This is a genomic window from Streptomyces sp. BJ20, from assembly GCF_022869105.1.
Lineage (GTDB): Bacteria > Actinomycetota > Actinomycetes > Streptomycetales > Streptomycetaceae > Streptomyces > Streptomyces griseoincarnatus.
Genome location: NZ_CP094918.1, coordinates 7,383,152 through 7,400,189 on the forward strand (window position 1 = coordinate 7,383,152; position 17,038 = coordinate 7,400,189).

Below are 17,038 nucleotides of genomic sequence, written 5' to 3' on the forward strand. Positions count from 1 at the left end.
CATGAACGCGCCGTACGACGGTGACCGTGGCGATGCCGCGGCCAACTCGGGCCATCCCGAGTCGGACCCCGCCGTGGGGCCGCCGCCCGGGCACGACCAGGCGTCACAGCCACCCGCCGACCCGTACGTCCAGGACGCCTACGCCCAGGACCCCTACCGGGCGCGGGACATCGACGCCCAGGACCCGGTCGCGGAGGCACTCTACGACCGGTCGGCACACCCGCCGCCCCCGCCGGGCGCGCACCAGCCGCAGCAGCCCCTCTACGGGCAGCCGCCCCAGTCGCCGTACGCGCCCGACCCCCGGGTGTGGGCCCGGACGCCCGCCCCGGAGCCCGACGGCCCCACCCAGCACCTGCCGTACGGCGACGACCCGCGCACCACGCAGTACGTCGGCGTGGACGACCTCGTCGGTCAGGCGGGGGAGCAGCGCCACGAGCCGGACGCCTTCGCGCACCTCTTCCGCGACCAGCAACAGAGCGGCGCCTTCCCCGACCAGCACGGCGGTCAGGCCCGTCCCCGGGGCGGCCCGCACCCCGGGCAGCCGGCGGGCGGCCCGCAGCAGTACGCCGCCGCACCGGTGCCCGGACCCGCGTCCCCGACGCCCGGCCACTACGCGGGCGCCACTCCGCCCCCCGCCGCGGAGCCGGCGGCCCCGGAGCCCGCGTCCACGCCCGCGCCGAAGAAGGGCGGCCGCGCCGGCGGTCTGCTGAAGTCCAGCGCGGTGATGGCGGCGGGCACGATGGTGTCCCGTCTCACGGGCTTCATCCGGTCTGCGCTGATCGTGTCGGCCCTGGGCCTCGGCCTGCTCGGCGACTCCTTCCAGGTCGCCTACCAGCTGCCGACGATGATCTACATCCTCACCGTCGGCGGCGGCCTCAACTCGGTCTTCGTGCCGCAGCTCGTGCGTGCCATGAAGGATGACGACGACGGCGGCGAGGCCTACGCCAACCGGCTGCTGACGCTGGTGATGGTGGCGCTGGCGCTGCTCACCGCGGCCGCCTGGCTGGCCGCCCCGCTGCTGGTGCGCGCGCTGTCGAACCCCGTCGCCTCGGACCCCGCTGCCAACGAGGTCGCCGTCACCTTCACCCGGTACTTCCTGCCCTCGATCTTCTTCATGGGCGTCCATGTGGTGATGGGTCAGATCCTCAACGCGCGCGGCCGGTTCGGCGCGATGATGTGGACCCCTGTCCTGAACAACATCGTCATCATCGTCACGCTCGGCACGTTCATCTGGGTCTACGGCACCGCCGCGGACTCGAAGATGCAGGTCTCGAACATCCCGCCGGAGGGCATGCGGCTCCTCGGCGTCGGCGTGCTGCTGGGCCTCGTGGTGCAGGCCCTCGCGATGATCCCGTACCTGCGGGAGACCGGCTTCCGCATGCGGCTGCGCTTCGACTGGAAGGGCCACGGCCTCGGCAAGGCGGCGATGCTCGCCAAGTGGACCATCCTGTTCGTCCTCGCCAACCAGGCGGGCGCGCTGGTCGTCACCCAGCTGTCCACCGCCGCGGGTCTGGACTCGCACGTCGAGGGCACCGGTTTCGCCGCCTACGCCAACGCCCAGCTGATCTGGGGTCTGCCGCAGGCCATCATCACGGTGTCCCTGATGGCCGCCCTGCTGCCGCGCATCTCCCGCTCGGCGGCGGAGGACGACGGGGGCGCCGTCCGCGACGACATCTCCCAGGGTCTGCGGACCACCGCCGTCGCGATCGTGCCCATCGCCTTCGGCTTCCTCGCGCTCGGCATCCCGATGTGCACCCTGATCTTCGGGTCCTCGGGCACCAGCGAGGCCACCAACATGGGTTACATGCTGATGGCGTTCGGCCTCGGTCTGATCCCCTACTCCGTGCAGTACGTCGTCCTGCGCGCCTTCTACGCCTACGAGGACACGCGGACCCCCTTCTACAACACGGTCATCGTGGCCGCCGCGAACGCGATCGCCTCCGGTCTCTGCTTCCTGGTGCTGCCGGCCCGCTGGGCCGTCGTCGGCATGGCCGCCTCGTACGGGGTCGCCTACGCCCTCGGCGTCGGCGTCGCCTGGCGTCGGCTGCGCAAGCGGCTGGGCGGCGACCTGGACGGCGCCCGGGTGCTGCGGACCTACGCCCGCCTGTGCATCGCCTCCGTCCCGGCCGCCCTGCTCAGCGGCGCGGCCTGCTACGGCATCAGCAAGGTGCTGGGCCAGGGAGTCCTCGGCTCGTTCGCCGCGCTGCTCGGCGGCGGGGCCATCCTGCTGGGCGTCTTCTACGTCGCCGCGCGCCGGATGCGCATCGAGGAGGTCAACTCGCTGGTCGGTATGGTCCGGGGACGCCTGGGACGCTGAGGCAGGGGGTAGGCGCACAACCATCACCGGCCCCCGCGTGTCGTGCATAGCGGCGGACTGTGGGCACAATTGGGTTCGGCGTCGGACTGCGCGCGACGGACGCCGGGCCGGCGCGCAACGGATGGGGAGGCAGGGAACGACGGTGGCGGAACGGAGCACAGCTGCCGTCGACGTGGCAGACAACAGCGGCGAGCAGTCGCTGACCGCGGAGGCGGACCAGTCCACGGCCGACGGGGTGGCCAAGAACCGGGAGCAGGACACGGACAACGACGAGGCACAGGAGAGCACCGGGACCGAGGGCCCCGCGATGACCTCGCCACCGGAGCTGCACAGCGGCCACAAGCTGGCCGGACGTTACCGCCTCGAGGAGTGCGTCACCCGTCTGGACGGGTTCAGCAGTTGGCGTGCCGTGGACGAGAAGCTCCGCCGTGCCGTCGGCGTGCACGTCCTGCCCGCGGACCACTCGCGCGCCAGGTCCGTGCTGGCGGCGGCCCGCTCGTCGGCCCTGCTGGGCGACCCGCGCTTCGTCCAGGTCCTCGACGCCGTCGAGGAGAACGACCTGGTCTACGTCGTCCACGAATGGCTGCCCGACGCCACCGAGCTGACCACCCTTCTCGCCTCCGGTCCGCTGGAGGTGTACGACGCCTACCAGATGGTCAGTCAGGTCTCGAGCGCCATGGCGGCGGCCCACCGTGAGGGCCTCGCCCATCTCCGTCTCAACCCCAACGCCGTCCTGCGCACCTCGACCGGCCAATGGCGTATCCGCGGTCTCGCCGTCAACGCGGCGCTGCGCGGGGCCAGCTCGGACACCCCGCAGCGCACGGACACCGAGTCGATCGGCGCCCTGCTGTACGCGGCGCTGACCCAGCGCTGGCCGTACGAGAACGACGCCTACGGCATGTCAGGTCTGCCGAAGGACATCGGTCTGATCCCGCCCGACCAGGTCCGGGCCGGCGTCCACCGCGGCCTGTCCGAACTGGCCATGCGCGCCCTCGCCAACGACGGCGCCACCGCCTCCCGTCACGAGTCACCGTGCACCACGCCCGAGGAGCTGGTGAAGGCGATCGGCGAGATGCCCCGCATCCGTCCGCCGGAGCCCGCCTTCACCACCCCGCCGGACTACCAGCGCACCACGTACCAGCAAGGCTCCTACGGTCGCCCCGCCGCCTCTCCCCGCGTCACCCAGCCGACGCCGGTGCCGCCTCCTCCGCTGCAGAGCCGCACCGGCAAGGCCCTGAAGTGGGCGGTCTCGGCGCTGCTGATCGCCGCGCTGGGACTGGGCAGTTGGCAGCTCGCGGACGCCCTCATGGATCAGGGCGGCACAAACGACGACACCACCAACACCCAGACGACGGACGGCGACGAGAAGAACGACCCGAAGCCGGTGCGCGGCAAGCCGATCGCCATCTCGGAGCTGCACGACTTCGACCCGTTCGGCCAGGACGGGTCCGAGTACCCGGAGAACCTGCCCAAGATCCTGGACGGCGATCCGGCGAGCTACTGGCAGACCAGCTACTACGCGAGCTCCGACTTCGGCCGGCTGAAGCCGGGCGTGGGCGTCGTCGTCGACCTCGGCAGGAGCCAGGACGTCGGGAAGGTCGACGTCACCTTCGTCGGCAGCACGTCCGTCGAACTCCGTGCCGCGCCCGGGGACGCGCAGTCCCGCCCGACCTCCTTCGACTCGTACGACAAGGTCACCGAAGGGTCGGGCAGCACGGTCTCCCTCGCGCCCAAGGACACGGTGAGGACCCGCTACCTCCTGGTCTGGCTGACCGAGCTCCCCATGCAGACCGACGTCGGGCAGTGGCGTGGCCGGATCGCGGACATCAAGGTGACCAGCTGAGGCCGGTTGCGTCGAGGGAGGGGGTCCGATGGCGGACGGCGCCGCATACGACGGAGTGAGCGACCAGGATCTGCTCACCCGGCATGTCGAGGGCGACGCCGATGCCTTCGGTGAGATCGTGCGGCGGCACCGCGACCGGCTCTGGGCCGTGGCCCTCCGGACGCTGGGGGACCGAGAGGAAGCCGCTGACGCCGTCCAGGACGCCCTCGTCTCCGCCTACCGGGCCGCCCACACCTTCCGCGGCCAGTCGGCCGTCACGACGTGGCTGCACCGCATCACGGTGAACGCCTGCCTGGACCGCGCCCGCAAGGCCGCCTCCCGGAAGACCGCGCCGGTCGACGACACAGAGCGTCTGGAGCAGCTGCTCGAGCCGCACGAGTCGGCCTCGGCCCCCGCGGAGCGCAACGATCTGCACCGGCAGCTGATCGAGGCGATGGGCACCCTCCCGCTCGACCAGCGGGCCGCACTCGTCCTCGTGGACATGCAGGGCTACCCGGTCGCCGAGGCGGCCCGCATCCTCGACGTGCCCACCGGCACGGTCAAGAGCCGGTGTGCCCGGGGCCGTGCGAGACTCCTGCCCCTGCTCACCCACCTGCGCCCGGGAGGCACTGGTGACGAGGAGCACAGAGGCGCGGGACGGAACCGGAAAGGGGGGACATCCGTCCCACCCGCAGCGGGTCCACGGCGACGACCGGACCCACCCGACACAGGATCGAACGACCCGGCTGCAGTGAAGGGCGGAGGTGGGCGAGCGTGACGTCGACGACCGACAAGGCGGAGCACCCGGACGTCACGGAGATCTCCGACCTCACCGAAGGTCTCCTCCCGACGGACCGCAGGGACGACATCCGCGAGCATCTGGAACGGTGCGAGCTCTGTGCCGACGTCCAGGCCTCCCTGGAGGAGATTCGGGGACTGCTCGGCTCGGTTCCGGGCCCGCCGCGGATGCCGGCGGACGTCGCGGGACGCATCGACGCGGCGCTGGCCGCCGAAGCGCTCCTGCATGCCACGGCACCGGCGACCGACAGTGAGGACGAGAACGCCTCCGTCGGAACAGCGACGGCCGACGGCGGGCCACTGCATGTTTCACGTGAAACATCGGCGCCCCACTCCGACCGTCCTACGGGACGCCCTCGCTCCTCGACCACGGGGCCGGGCCGCAAAACGCGGCTACGGGGTAGGAGCCGCCGAGCCGTCCTGGGGGCGGCATTCGCCGTGGCCGCACTTGGTCTCGGTTCCGTGGTGCTGTCGTCGCTGAACGGCGGCGAAGGCCCGGGCGACGAGCAGCGGACGACGACCGCTGCTGACACCTTCTCCGAGGGCAAGCTGGAGAAAAAGGTCGACGATCTGCTCGCACGCAGCCCCGAGCAGGACAAGGGAGCCCGCTCCCCCCACACCTTCGGCATGGAGTCGGACTCCTCCGAGGCGAACCCCCGGGTGCTGACGAAGCCCGAGATCCCGCACTGCGTCCAGGAGGGCATCGGCCGCAACGATGCCGCGCTGGCCACCGAGCAGGGTGTCTATCAGGGCAAGGCCGCTCTGCTGGTCGTGCTGCCCGACGCCTCGGACGCCACGCGGGTGACCGCGTACATCGTCGACGCGACCTGCGTGCAGAACACCTCTCCGTCCACCACCGCGAGGGTGTTGCTGGAGCACTCCTACGCGCGCTGACCGCACACGCGTGGTCTTGGCCCTGCGTGGTATCCCGTACGGTGTGTGGCCCCGGCGTGCCCGCCGGAGCACGGTCCCGCCGTGCCCGGGCACGGCGGGAATGCGGGCCCCTTAGGATCCGTTGGGTGGGGTGAGAGTTCCGAAAGAAGCTCCCACCGGTCGAACGACGCCAGACCAGAGACGAGGAATTCAGCCGTGAGCGACGTCCGTAACGTGATCATCATCGGCTCGGGGCCCGCCGGCTACACGGCGGCGCTCTACACCGCCCGTGCGTCGCTGAAGCCCCTCGTGTTCGAGGGCGCTGTCACCGCCGGCGGTGCGCTGATGAACACCACCGAGGTGGAGAACTTCCCCGGGTTCCAGGACGGCATCATGGGCCCGGAGCTCATGGACAACATGCGGGCCCAGGCGGAGCGCTTCGGCGCCGAGCTCGTTCCGGACGACGTCGTGGCCGTCGATCTGACCGGTGAGATCAAGACCGTCACGGACACCGCCGGCACGGTCCACCAGGCCAAGGCTGTGATCGTGACGACCGGTTCGCAGCACCGCAAGCTCGGCCTGCCGAACGAGGACGCCCTCTCCGGCCGCGGCGTCTCGTGGTGCGCCACCTGTGACGGCTTCTTCTTCAAGGACCAGGACATCGCCGTCATCGGCGGCGGTGACACGGCCATGGAGGAGGCGACCTTCCTGTCGCGCTTCGCCAAGTCGGTGACGATCGTCCACCGCCGTGACACCCTGCGCGCCTCCAAGGCGATGCAGGAGCGCGCCTTCGCCGACCCGAAGATCTCGTTCGTCTGGGACAGCGAGGTCGCTGAGGTCCTGGGCGACCAGAAGCTCTCGGGGCTGAAGCTGCGCAACGTCAAGACGGGTGAGCTCTCCGACCTGGCGGCGACCGGCCTGTTCATCGCGATCGGCCACGACCCGCGGACCGAGCTCTTCAAGGGCCAGCTCGAGCTGGACGAGGAGGGCTACCTGAAGGTCGACGCGCCCTCGACGCGCACCAACATCACGGGCGTCTTCGCGGCCGGTGACGTGGTGGACCACACCTACCGCCAGGCGATCACCGCGGCCGGTACCGGCTGCTCGGCGGCCCTCGACGCGGAGCGCTTCCTCGCCGCTCTCGCCGACGAGGACAAGGCCGAGCCCGAGAAGACCACTGTCTGACCCCCGCCCCACGCATCAACGATTAAGGAGCCCGCTGTGGCCGGCACCCTGAAGAACGTGACCGACGACTCCTTCGAGCAGGACGTCCTCAAGAGCGACAAGCCTGTTCTGGTGGACTTCTGGGCCGCCTGGTGCGGTCCGTGCCGCCAGATCGCCCCGTCCCTCGAGGCCATCGCCGCCGAGTACGGAGACAAGATCGAGGTCGTCAAGCTCAACATCGACGAGAACCCGGGCACGGCCGCCAAGTACGGCGTGATGTCCATCCCGACCCTGAACGTCTACCAGGGTGGCGAGGTCGCCAAGACCATCGTCGGTGCCAAGCCGAAGGCTGCGATCGTCCGCGACCTCGAGGACTTCATCGCCGAGTAGTACGGTGAGCCGCCTCCACGGTGGTCGATGTTTCACGTGAAACACGAATGGGCCGACCCTCTTGGGTCGGCCCATTCGTGTGAGTGGAATCAGAGCGGCCGCAGCGCCGGCTCCTTCTGCACGGCCCCCAGCAGACGGTCGAGTGCCATCTCCACATCTTCCTTCCACGAGAGTGTCGACCTCAGCTCCAGACGCAGCCGGGGGTAGGCGTGGTGCTGGCGGACCGTCTTGAAGCCCACGGCGAGCAGATGGTCCGCGGGAAGCACACAGGCCGGCTCCTTCCAGCGGGCGTCGCCGAAGGCTTCGATCGCCTTGAACCCTCGCCGCAGCAGATCCTTGGCCACCGTCTGCACCATCACGCGACCGAGTCCCTGTCCCTGATAGTCGGGCAGGATGAACGCGGTGATCAGCTGAACCGCGTCGGCGGCCACCGGGCTGGTGGGGAACGCCGTGGAGCGCGGCACATAGGCCGGGGGCGCGTAGAGGACGTAGCCGACGGGGACCTCGTCCACGTAGACGACGCGTCCGCAGGAGCCCCAGTCGAGCAGGACCGCCGAGATCCAGGACTCCTTCTCCAGCGCCGCGGTGCCCGCCTTTACGGCTGCTTCGCCGCTGACGGGGTCGAGCTCCCAGAAGACGCACGACCGGCAGCGTTCGGGGAGGTCCGGGAGGTTGTCCAGCGTGAGCGGTACGAGCCGACGGCCCATGGAGGCTGTTCCTCGCTTCCTTCGCCCGCTGCTACACGGGCGGCGGTCAGAGCACTCCGTTCTCTGAGCAGACTGCCGATGAAGCCACTGACGACGCCCACCCCTAGCCCCGCGCTCATCAGTCCGGTGCGGCTCGTCATTCGCATGGCCCCTGCCTAGCTCTCAGACGTGTTGCCGGGTGGATGCGCCATATACGAACGCATCGTATCCATGAAGCGATTCCCCCGATACCGCCACAAGGCAAAGGGCGGACCGTGTTCCGGTAGGCACCGGAACACGGTCCGCCCTGACAGGGCTCAGGCCGATCGGAGCGACTCCTCAGGAGTCGGTCTCCGCGGTGTCGTCCTCGTCCACGAGGCTCTTCTGAAGCACCGGGCCCTCTCCTGGGGCGAGGGAGCCGAGGATGCGTTCCAGGTCCTCCATCGAGGCGAACTCGACGGTGATCTTGCCCTTCTTCTGGCCGAGGTCGACCTTCACCCGCGTCTCGAAGCGGTCCGAAAGACGCGTCGCCAGTTCGGACAGGGCCGGGGACACCCGGGCGCCTGCCCGCGGCCCCTTGGAGCGCTGAGTCTTCTGCGGCCGCGAGCCCATCAGGGTCACGATCTCTTCAACGGCTCGCACCGAGAGGCCCTCGGCCACAATGCGGTGGGCCAGCCGGTCCTGCTCCTCGGCGTCCTCGACGGAGAGCAGGGCTCGGGCATGCCCGGCGGACAGCACTCCGGCAGCCACCCGGCGCTGCACGGTCGGGGACAGCTTCAGCAAGCGGAGGGTGTTGGACACCTGCGGCCGGGACCGGCCGATGCGGTCGGCCAGCTGGTCGTGCGTGCACTTGAAGTCCCTGAGCAGCTGGTCGTAGGCGGCGGCCTCTTCCAACGGGTTCAGCTGCGCACGGTGGAGATTCTCCAGCAGCGCGTCCAAGAGGAGCTTTTCGTCGTCAGTGGCGCGCACGATGGCCGGGATGGCGTCGAGGCCGGCCTCGCGACAGGCACGCCACCGGCGCTCACCCATGATGAGCTCGTAGCGGCCGCCGCCCACCTGTCGGACGACGACGGGCTGGAGCAGACCGACCTCCTTGATGGAGGTGATGAGCTCGGCCAGAGCGTCCTCGTCGAAGACCTCACGGGGCTGCCGCGGGTTCGGCGTGATGGCGTCGAGGGGGATCTCGGCGAAATGCGCACCCATCGGTGCAGCCGGCACCGAAGGGCTCGCCGCTGCAGTGTCTTCCGTTTCACGTGAAACGGAAGCCAGGGTGGCCACCTTGGCGGCAGCCACTCCGCGCTCATTCGGCAGTACCGGGACCGCTGCGGGCGACGGGGAGGCCGTCCCGCCCAATGCGGCCGGCGGCACCGTCTTCTCTGTCGGGGCAGCGGGGATCAGTGCTCCGAGCCCACGACCCAGCCCCCTCCGTCGCTCACTCACTGCACGCCCTCCACCATGTTCGGATCAGTCTGCTGTGCGCCGATGTGCGCCTGCGACGCGTCGTACCGGACGCCGACGCCCCTCAGCGCGATCTCGCGTGCCGCCTCGAAGTACGAGAGAGCACCGCTCGACCCAGGATCGTAAGTCAGCACCGTCTGTCCGTAGCTCGGTGCCTCGGAGATACGGACGGAGCGGGGGATGCTGGTGCGCAGGACCTCGTCGCCGAAGTGGGTACGCACCTCCTCCGCGACCTGGGAGGCGAGCCGTGTACGGCCGTCGTACATGGTGAGCAGGATCGTCGAGACGTGCAGGGCCGGGTTGAGGTGGCCCCGCACGAGGTCGACGTTGCGCAGCAGTTGCCCGAGTCCCTCCAGCGCGTAGTACTCGCACTGGATCGGGATGAGCACCTCCTGGCCGGCCACCAGGGCATTGACCGTGAGGAGGCCGAGCGACGGCGGACAGTCGATGAGGATGTAGTCCAGCGGCTGCTCGTAGGCCTGGATGGCCCGCTGCAGCCGGCTCTCGCGCGCCACCAGCGACACCAGCTCGATCTCCGCACCGGCGAGATCGATGGTGGCGGGGGCGCAGAAGAGACCCTCGACATCGGGGACGGGCTGGACGACGTCCGACAGGGGCTTGCTCTCCACCAGAACGTCGTAGATGGAAGGCACCTCGGCGTGGTGGTCGATCCCCAGGGCGGTGGACGCGTTGCCCTGCGGGTCGAGGTCGATCACCAGAACGCGGGCACCGTGCAGAGCGAGCGAGGCAGCCAGGTTGACGGTGGTCGTCGTCTTCCCGACGCCGCCCTTCTGGTTGGCGACCACGATGACACGGGTCTGCTCGGGTCGCGGCAGCCCTTCACCGGCACGGCCCAGAGCCTCCACCGCCAGTTGGGCAGCGCGACCGATGGGAGTGTCGTCCATCGGAGGCGGTGTTTCACGTGAAACATCCGCCCCCATCGATTCGGTACGGGGACCGGGGACCGGATCGGTCATCGGTCCCGCGATGTTGGCGTCGGACCGCAAGGATTCACTCTCCTCGACTTCAGGCTCGCAATGAACAGAGCCTCCCATGCCTTCGGGGTCGCGAACCAGTGAGGCCTGACGTTCTGTGGAGAAATCCACCTCTGTGGACATCTCCGTGCCCCGCAAGGGCGGAGGTGACTCGCGTGGAGCGGAGCTCTCGCCGAGGGAGCCCAGAGGCTTCCGTTCACGAGGTTCGGCCGCAGCGCGGCCCCGACTGATGATGCCGTGCAGCAGTGAGCGACGTTTCACGTGAAACACGATGCACAGCGGCGGAGGCGGCGCTGCCGCGACACTCCGGCATGTGTGGGTGAGGCAGCTTGTGTGGAGTACGCCCGGCCCCGAGGACCGGGCAGGTCGTCCCGACGGGCGTCTCCGCCCTACGGGACCCCTCGCTCTCCACGACGAAGGGATACGGCTATCCTCGCCGGCGTCGGGCACGTCCGGTGCGAGCGGCTTTGGCACGCTTGGCGGCGAAGCGCACACCGCCGGGGCTCTCCCCGACCTCGACCCGCACCACCGTGGACGGGGGATCCACGACGCCCTCGCCGACGTGCACGATCGACGTGGTCACGGCGCCGAGCTTGGTCAGGGCGGTGGCGGCACTCTTCAGCTCCTCCTCCGCGGCGTCTCCCTTGAGCGCGAGCATCTCCCCGTACGGCCGCAGCAGCGGGATGCCCCAGGTGGCCAGACGGTCGAGCGGCGCCACGGCCCGAGCGGTCACCACATGCACGGGAGGCAGCTTGCCCATGACCTCCTCGGCGCGTCCCCGGACCACGGTCACATGGTCCAGGCCGAGCAGCTCCACGACCTCGGTCAGGAAGTTGGTGCGGCGGAGCAGCGGCTCCAGCAGGGTGATCTTCAGGTCCTCCCGGACCAGCGCCAGCGGGATGCCCGGCAGACCGGCACCCGAGCCGACGTCGCACACGGTGACGCCCTCGGGCACGACCTCCGAGAGCACCGCGCAGTTCAGCAGATGCCGCTCCCACAGGCGGGGCACCTCGCGCGGTCCGATCAAACCGCGCTGCACGCCCGCCTCGGCGAGCAGCTCGGCGTACCGGACCGCGTCCGCGAAGCGTTCACCGAACACCTCACGGGCCTGCTCGGGCGCGGGGGGAAGCTCCGCTGCCTCCGTCACGGGGGGACCGTCCTTCCGTACCGTGCCGGCGCGGGGCGCCGACACCAGAACCAGAACTACCAGGCTGACAAAGAGCGGCCCCGCCTGCGCAACAGACGGGGCCGGTGGAACGGGGGAGCCGATCAGGCGGGAAGCACGACGATGAAGCGCTGCGGCTCCTCGCCCTCGGACTCGCTGCGCAGGCCGGCCGCCTTGACCGCGTCATGCACGACCTTGCGCTCGAACGGGGTCATCGGGTCGAGCCGCACTGGCTGTCCGCTGCTCTTGGCCTCGGCCGCGGCCTTGGCGCCGAGGTCGGCGAGTTCGGTGCGCTTGCGGGCGCGGTAGCCCGCGATATCGAGCATCAGACGGCTGCGGTCGCCGGTCTCCCGGTGGACCGCGAGGCGCGTGAGCTCCTGGAGAGCTTCCAGCACCTCACCGTCACGGCCCACGAGCTTCTGCAGATCGCGGGTGCCCGTGTCACTGATGATCGAGACAGAGGCGCGGTCGGCCTCGACGTCCATGTCGATGTCGCCGTCGAGATCGGCGATGTCGAGCAGACCCTCCAGGTAGTCCGCCGCGATCTCGCCCTCCTGCTCGAGGCGGGTCAGGGTGTCTGCGCCCTCGGCAGCGGCCGCGGTGGTGCCTTCCGTCACGGGATGGACTCCTTCTTACTTCTTCGACGGGGACTTGGGCCGCTGCGGGCCCTTGCGCTGTCCGGACTGGGCCCTGCTGCGCGTGGACCCGTTGCCGGCAGGCTTGGCGTTGCCCTTGTTGCCGCTCGGCTTGGCATCCTGCGGGTCGTCGGCCTTGGTCAGCGAGGTGGGTTCACCCGCAGGCTTGGCCGCGCCGGAGTGGTGGCGCTTGGACTTGGGCTGCCGCTTGGGCTGCTGTCGCTTGGGGGCGGCGGCGGTGGTCGTCGTGCCGTCCTCGGCCTGGGCGTCGGCGCCGTTCTCGCTCTTGATCACGACGCCGTCGGTCTGGGCTGCGAGGCCCGCCTTGTTCAGGCCGTTGATGAACTTGCGCTCGTACTCGTTGCGGTCGCGACCCTTCGCGACGATCGCCTTGACGATGGCGCGCTCCCGGCGGTTGCGGGTCTTGCCGTGCTTGGCGATGTGCTTGGAGAGGCGCTCCAGATAGGCGGCCTGGGCCTTGGAACCCGGGGTCGGGTTGTTGTGGATGACGTACATCTGCTGGCCCATGGTCCACACGTTGGTGGTCAGCCAGTAGACGAGGACACCGACAGGGAAGTTGATGCCGAAGACGGCGAAGATGACGGGGAAGACGTACATCAGCATCTTCTGCTGCTGCATGAACGGCGTCTTCACCGTGGTGTCGACGTTCTTCGTCATCAGCTGGCGCTGCGTGTAGAACTGCGACAGCGACATCAGGACGATCATGATCGCCGTGACGACGCGCACGTCGGTCAGCGACGAGTTGAGCGCCTCGACCTTCTCGGGGCTGTCCGTGAACTTGGCCGCGAGCGGGGCGCCGAAGATGTGGGCCTTCTGAGCGCTCTCCAGCAGTCGCTCGTTGATCACGCCGATGGTGTCGTTCGACGCGATGCTGTTGAGCACGTGGTAGAGGGCGAAGAAGAACGGCGACTGCGCCAGGATGGGAAGACACGAGGAGAGCGGGTTGGTGCCCGTCTCCTTGTAGAGCTTCATCATCTCTTCGGACTGGCGCTGCTTGTCGTTCTTGTAGCGCTCCTGGATCTTCTTCATCTCCGGCTGGAGCGTCTGCATGGCGCGCGTCGCCTTGATCTGCTTCACGAAGAGCGGGATCAGGCAGATGCGGATGAGAATCACCAGGGACACGATGGACAGGCCCCAGGCCCATCCTGTGTCAGGCCCGAAGAGGGAGCCGTACACGCTGTGGAACTGGACGATGACCCAGGAGACAGGTGTCGTGATGAAGCTGAAGAGGCTGGCAATCGTGTCCACTAATCATGCTCCTTGGGCATGGGACGAGGTCTCTGCGGCCGGGCCCGACGGACTCGTAGGACTCGTGGGAGAAGTCTGTCCCTCGGTGGCCGGTTCGGCGGCGGAGGTCCCGCCCTTGCGTGCACGCCAGGCGTTACGCAGCATCTCGTGCCACCGCGGGCGCTTGCGCGGCGGGACATGGTCCACACCGCCGAGCGACCACGGATTGCACCGCAGGATGCGCCAGGCCGTGAGTGCTGTGCCCTTGACGGCACCGTGCCGGTCGATGGCCGTGTAGCCGTAGTGGGAGCACGACGGGTAGTACTTGCACACCGGGCCCAGCAGCGGACTGATCGTCCACTGGTAGAGCTTGATCAGTGCCAGCAGCGGGTACTTCATCGCGCGCCCCCTCCCAGCAGCCGCTGCAGAGCGGCGTCCAGGTCTCGGGCCAGCTGTGCGTGGTCGGCGTCGCCCGCGGGGGGCAGCGCTCGTACCACTACCAGGCTACCGGGGGGCAGCTGGTCGACTCGCTCGCGCATCAGATGGCGAAGCCTCCGCTTCACCTTGTTGCGCACCACCGCTCCGCCCACGGCCTTGCTCACGACGAAACCCGCACGCGTCGGGGGAGCGCTCTCCCCAGGCGCATGCGGGTCCGTTGCACCGCTACGAAGGTGGACGACGAGGTGCTGGCGCCCGGCCCGGCGTCCTCGTCGTACCGCGGTCGCGAAGTCCTCGCGCCGCCTCAGCCGGTTCTCGGTGGGCAGCACGACGTCATGACCTGATCGGGATCAGGCGGACAGACGGGCGCGACCCTTGCTGCGGCGGGACGCGAGGATCGCGCGGCCGGCACGGGTGCGCATACGCAGCCGGAAGCCGTGGGTCTTGGCGCGACGACGGTTGTTCGGCTGGAAGGTGCGCTTGCTCACTCGGGGGCTCCAGAAAGAATCGGTGTTTGCGGGGTGCCGTCCTGGCTGTCACCGTGCGCCCACGAGTAGCTCGCGTTACGCCCGAGTGCACCGCTGACCGATCATCTTGCGCGATCTGTGCCCATCGGAGGCAGGCGGCAGCAGCCATCGACAACTCGACCTGGTTACGGTACGCGCGACTGCGCCATTCGGTCAAACCGACGGGCGCCGGGAGACACTTGTCCACAGCCTGGGGACAACAACTTGAACCGTACCGGTCGCGCTGACTACCGTGACTGGACTCCGATTCGTTCCCTTGACCCTCCACCACCCGATTTACATCCCGACCCGTCCCCCGCATCACACGATCGAGGGACCTGTGAGAGAGCGTGCCCTGTGGCTGACGTACCTGCCGATCTTGCCGCAGTGTGGCCACGCGTACTGGAGCAACTGCTCGGCGAGGGACGCGGACAAGGTGTCGAGAGCAAGGACGAACACTGGATCCGGCGCTGCCAGCCGCTGGCCCTGGTCGCCGACACCGCCCTGCTCGCCGTGCCCAACGAATTCGCCAAGGGCGTGCTCGAGGGCCGTCTGGCCCCGGTCGTCAGCGAGAGCCTGAGCCGCGAATGCGGCCGTCCGATCCGCATCGCGATCACGGTCGACGAGACCGCGGGCGAGCCGCCGGCCACGCCCGCGCCCGCTTCCCGTCCGCAGCCGCGCTACGAGGAGCCGGAGCTGCCCTCCGCGCACCCGGAACGGCAGAACCACCGCGAGCGTCCGGACCACCGCGACCGCGAGCCGTACCAGGAGCGCGAGTCCTACCAGGACCGTGAGCCGTACGGCGGGTACGACCGCCGCCGCGGCGGCGACCAGAAGCAGGGCCGGCCGGACGACCAGCTGCCCTCGGCGCGCCCCGCCTACCCGTCGGAGTACCAGCGTCACGAGCCCGGCTCCTGGCCGCGTCCCTCCCAGGACGACTACGGCTGGCAGCAGCAGCGGCTCGGCTTCCCCGACCGCGACCCGTACGCCTCGCCGTCCCAGGACGCCTACGGCTCCCCGCAGCAGGACGCGTACGGCTCGCAGGATCCGTACGGCACCCAGGACCCGTACGGCTCGGACTCCTACGGCGGTCCGTCCTCCCAGGACTACCGTCCCCAGCCTGTGGAGCGCCCGTCCTACGACCAGCGCTCCGACTACGAGCCGTCCCGCGGCGACTACGACCAGCGCGACGACCGCCGCCGCGACCTGCCCGAGCCGCCGCCCGGCTCGGGGCACGTCCATCGCGGCGGCCCGGTCGGCCCGAACCTGCCGACGACCGGCGCGCCCGGCCCCCTGGCGGCGCAGCCGGCCCCGGCGACGGGTCCCGGCGAGCCGACCGCGCGGCTGAACCCGAAGTACCTCTTCGACACGTTCGTCATCGGCGCGTCCAACCGCTTCGCGCACGCGGCCGCGGTGGCCGTCGCGGAGGCGCCGGCGAAGGCGTACAACCCCTTGTTCATCTACGGGGAGTCGGGCCTCGGCAAGACGCATCTGCTGCATGCCATCGGGCACTACGCGCGGAGCCTCTACCCGGGCACGCGCGTGCGGTACGTGAGCTCCGAGGAGTTCACCAACGAGTTCATCAACTCCATCCGCGACGGCAAGGGCGACAGCTTCCGCAAGCGCTACCGCGAGATGGACATCCTGCTCGTCGACGACATCCAGTTCCTGGCGGACAAGGAGTCGACGCAGGAGGAGTTCTTCCACACGTTCAACACGCTCCACAACGCCAACAAGCAGATCGTGCTGTCCTCCGACCGGCCGCCCAAGCAGCTGGTGACGCTGGAGGACCGGCTGCGGAACCGTTTCGAGTGGGGCCTGATCACCGATGTCCAGCCGCCGGAGCTGGAGACGCGCATCGCGATCCTGCGCAAGAAGGCGGTGCAGGAGCAGCTCAACGCCCCGCCGGAGGTGCTGGAGTTCATCGCCTCCCGGATCTCGCGCAACATCCGCGAGCTGGAGGGCGCGCTGATCCGGGTGACGGCCTTCGCGTCGCTCAACCGGCAGCCGGTGGACCTGGGACTCACGGAGATCGTCCTCAAGGACCTGATGCCCGGGGGCGACGACTCGGCCCCGGAGATCACGTCGACGGCCATCATGAGCGCGACCGCCGACTACTTCGGGCTCACCGTCGAGGACCTGTGCGGCACGTCGCGGGGCCGCGCGCTGGTGACAGCCCGGCAGATCGCCATGTACCTCTGCCGTGAGCTGACGGACCTGTCGCTGCCGAAGATCGGCGCGCTGTTCGGCGGGCGTGACCACACGACGGTGATGCACGCCGACCGGAAGATCCGCAATCTGATGGCCGAGCGGCGGTCCATCTACAACCAGGTCACCGAGCTGACCAACCGCATCAAGGCCGGCTGACGGCCCGCACGCACCCTTGAGGGCGCCCCTGGAGAGATCCGGGGGCGCCCTTCTTCGTGCTCCGGAGCCCGCCCCCGGCTCTCCGGAGCCCGCCCCCGGCTCTCCGGAGCCCGATTCACGCCCTCCCGGGGTCCGACCCGCGCCCTCCGGACGCGCGTCCCCCTACGCCGGACCGA

At 69.7% G+C, this 17,038-nt stretch carries 16 protein-coding genes; 7 read left to right on the plus strand and 9 right to left on the minus strand.

Translation table 11 applies throughout. From position 1 onward, the window contains the following. Window position 1: 1 nt before the first annotated feature. The 6 genes from murJ (at window position 2) to trxA (ending at window position 7,364) form a co-directional block, all read left to right on the plus strand. On the plus strand, window positions 2-2,317 hold the full coding sequence (murJ, locus tag MTR79_RS33295) for a murein biosynthesis integral membrane protein MurJ (protein WP_244792975.1): 2,316 nt from the start codon (window positions 2-4) through the stop codon (window positions 2,315-2,317). A gap of 142 nt (window positions 2,318-2,459) precedes the next feature. Continuing rightward, on the plus strand, window positions 2,460-4,160 hold the full coding sequence (locus MTR79_RS33300) for a protein kinase family protein (RefSeq protein WP_244792977.1): 1,701 nt from the start codon (window positions 2,460-2,462) through the stop codon (window positions 4,158-4,160). Window positions 4,161-4,188: 28 nt separating this feature from the next. After that, entirely contained in the window at window positions 4,189-4,917 is a 729-nt protein-coding gene (gene sigM, locus MTR79_RS33305; RefSeq protein WP_244792979.1) for an RNA polymerase sigma factor SigM, read from the plus strand. Next, window positions 4,914-5,831, plus strand: coding sequence for a hypothetical protein (locus tag MTR79_RS33310; RefSeq protein WP_244792981.1), 918 nt, complete (start codon window positions 4,914-4,916; stop codon window positions 5,829-5,831). The genes sigM and MTR79_RS33310 overlap by 4 nt, the downstream gene beginning before the upstream one ends. Window positions 5,832-6,026: 195 nt before the next feature. Further along, window positions 6,027-6,995, plus strand: a complete 969-nt coding sequence (gene trxB, locus MTR79_RS33315; protein WP_048457213.1) for a thioredoxin-disulfide reductase — start codon at window positions 6,027-6,029, stop codon at window positions 6,993-6,995. A gap of 36 nt (window positions 6,996-7,031) precedes the next feature. Then, window positions 7,032-7,364 (plus strand): thioredoxin, encoded by a 333-nt coding sequence (gene trxA, locus MTR79_RS33320; protein ID WP_003991504.1) that lies wholly within the window; start codon window positions 7,032-7,034, stop codon window positions 7,362-7,364. 89 nt (window positions 7,365-7,453) lie between these two features. On the opposite strand, the gene MTR79_RS33325 is transcribed toward trxA, so the two are convergent. The 9 genes from MTR79_RS33325 to rpmH all read right to left on the minus strand — a co-directional run bounded on the left by MTR79_RS33325 (window position 7,454) and on the right by rpmH (window position 14,477). Beyond that, window positions 7,454-8,071 (minus strand): GNAT family N-acetyltransferase, encoded by a 618-nt coding sequence (locus MTR79_RS33325; RefSeq protein WP_086700090.1) that lies wholly within the window; start codon window positions 8,069-8,071, stop codon window positions 7,454-7,456. A gap of 318 nt (window positions 8,072-8,389) precedes the next feature. Next, window positions 8,390-9,490 (minus strand): ParB/RepB/Spo0J family partition protein, encoded by a 1,101-nt coding sequence (locus MTR79_RS33330; protein WP_086700088.1) that lies wholly within the window; start codon window positions 9,488-9,490, stop codon window positions 8,390-8,392. After that, on the minus strand, window positions 9,487-10,563 hold the full coding sequence (locus tag MTR79_RS33335; RefSeq protein WP_078492903.1) for a ParA family protein: 1,077 nt from the start codon (window positions 10,561-10,563) through the stop codon (window positions 9,487-9,489). The genes MTR79_RS33330 and MTR79_RS33335 overlap by 4 nt, the downstream gene beginning before the upstream one ends. Before the next feature lie 367 nt (window positions 10,564-10,930). Then, window positions 10,931-11,650, minus strand: a complete 720-nt coding sequence (gene rsmG / locus MTR79_RS33340) for a 16S rRNA (guanine(527)-N(7))-methyltransferase RsmG (RefSeq protein WP_048457210.1) — start codon at window positions 11,648-11,650, stop codon at window positions 10,931-10,933. Window positions 11,651-11,772: 122 nt separating this feature from the next. Further along, window positions 11,773-12,285 (minus strand): R3H domain-containing nucleic acid-binding protein, encoded by a 513-nt coding sequence (locus MTR79_RS33345; RefSeq protein WP_048457209.1) that lies wholly within the window; start codon window positions 12,283-12,285, stop codon window positions 11,773-11,775. 15 nt (window positions 12,286-12,300) lie between these two features. Beyond that, window positions 12,301-13,572, minus strand: coding sequence for a membrane protein insertase YidC (gene yidC, locus MTR79_RS33350; RefSeq protein WP_189363757.1), 1,272 nt, complete (start codon window positions 13,570-13,572; stop codon window positions 12,301-12,303). Window positions 13,573-13,575: 3 nt separating this feature from the next. Continuing rightward, the gene (gene yidD / locus MTR79_RS33355; RefSeq protein WP_086700081.1) at window positions 13,576-13,950 is read right to left on the minus strand and encodes a membrane protein insertion efficiency factor YidD; all 375 of its coding nucleotides are present in this window, start codon (window positions 13,948-13,950) and stop codon (window positions 13,576-13,578) included. Beyond that, the gene (rnpA, locus tag MTR79_RS33360) at window positions 13,947-14,318 is read right to left on the minus strand and encodes a ribonuclease P protein component (RefSeq protein ID WP_006134075.1); all 372 of its coding nucleotides are present in this window, start codon (window positions 14,316-14,318) and stop codon (window positions 13,947-13,949) included. The genes yidD and rnpA overlap by 4 nt, the downstream gene beginning before the upstream one ends. Before the next feature lie 21 nt (window positions 14,319-14,339). Continuing rightward, complete coding sequence (gene rpmH, locus MTR79_RS33365; RefSeq protein WP_003956500.1) at window positions 14,340-14,477, minus strand: 50S ribosomal protein L34; 138 nt, start codon at window positions 14,475-14,477, stop codon at window positions 14,340-14,342. A gap of 375 nt (window positions 14,478-14,852) precedes the next feature. Between rpmH and dnaA the strand changes: the two genes are divergently transcribed. Then, complete coding sequence (gene dnaA / locus MTR79_RS33370) at window positions 14,853-16,862, plus strand: chromosomal replication initiator protein DnaA (RefSeq protein WP_280518385.1); 2,010 nt, start codon at window positions 14,853-14,855, stop codon at window positions 16,860-16,862. Window positions 16,863-17,038 lie beyond the last annotated feature (176 nt).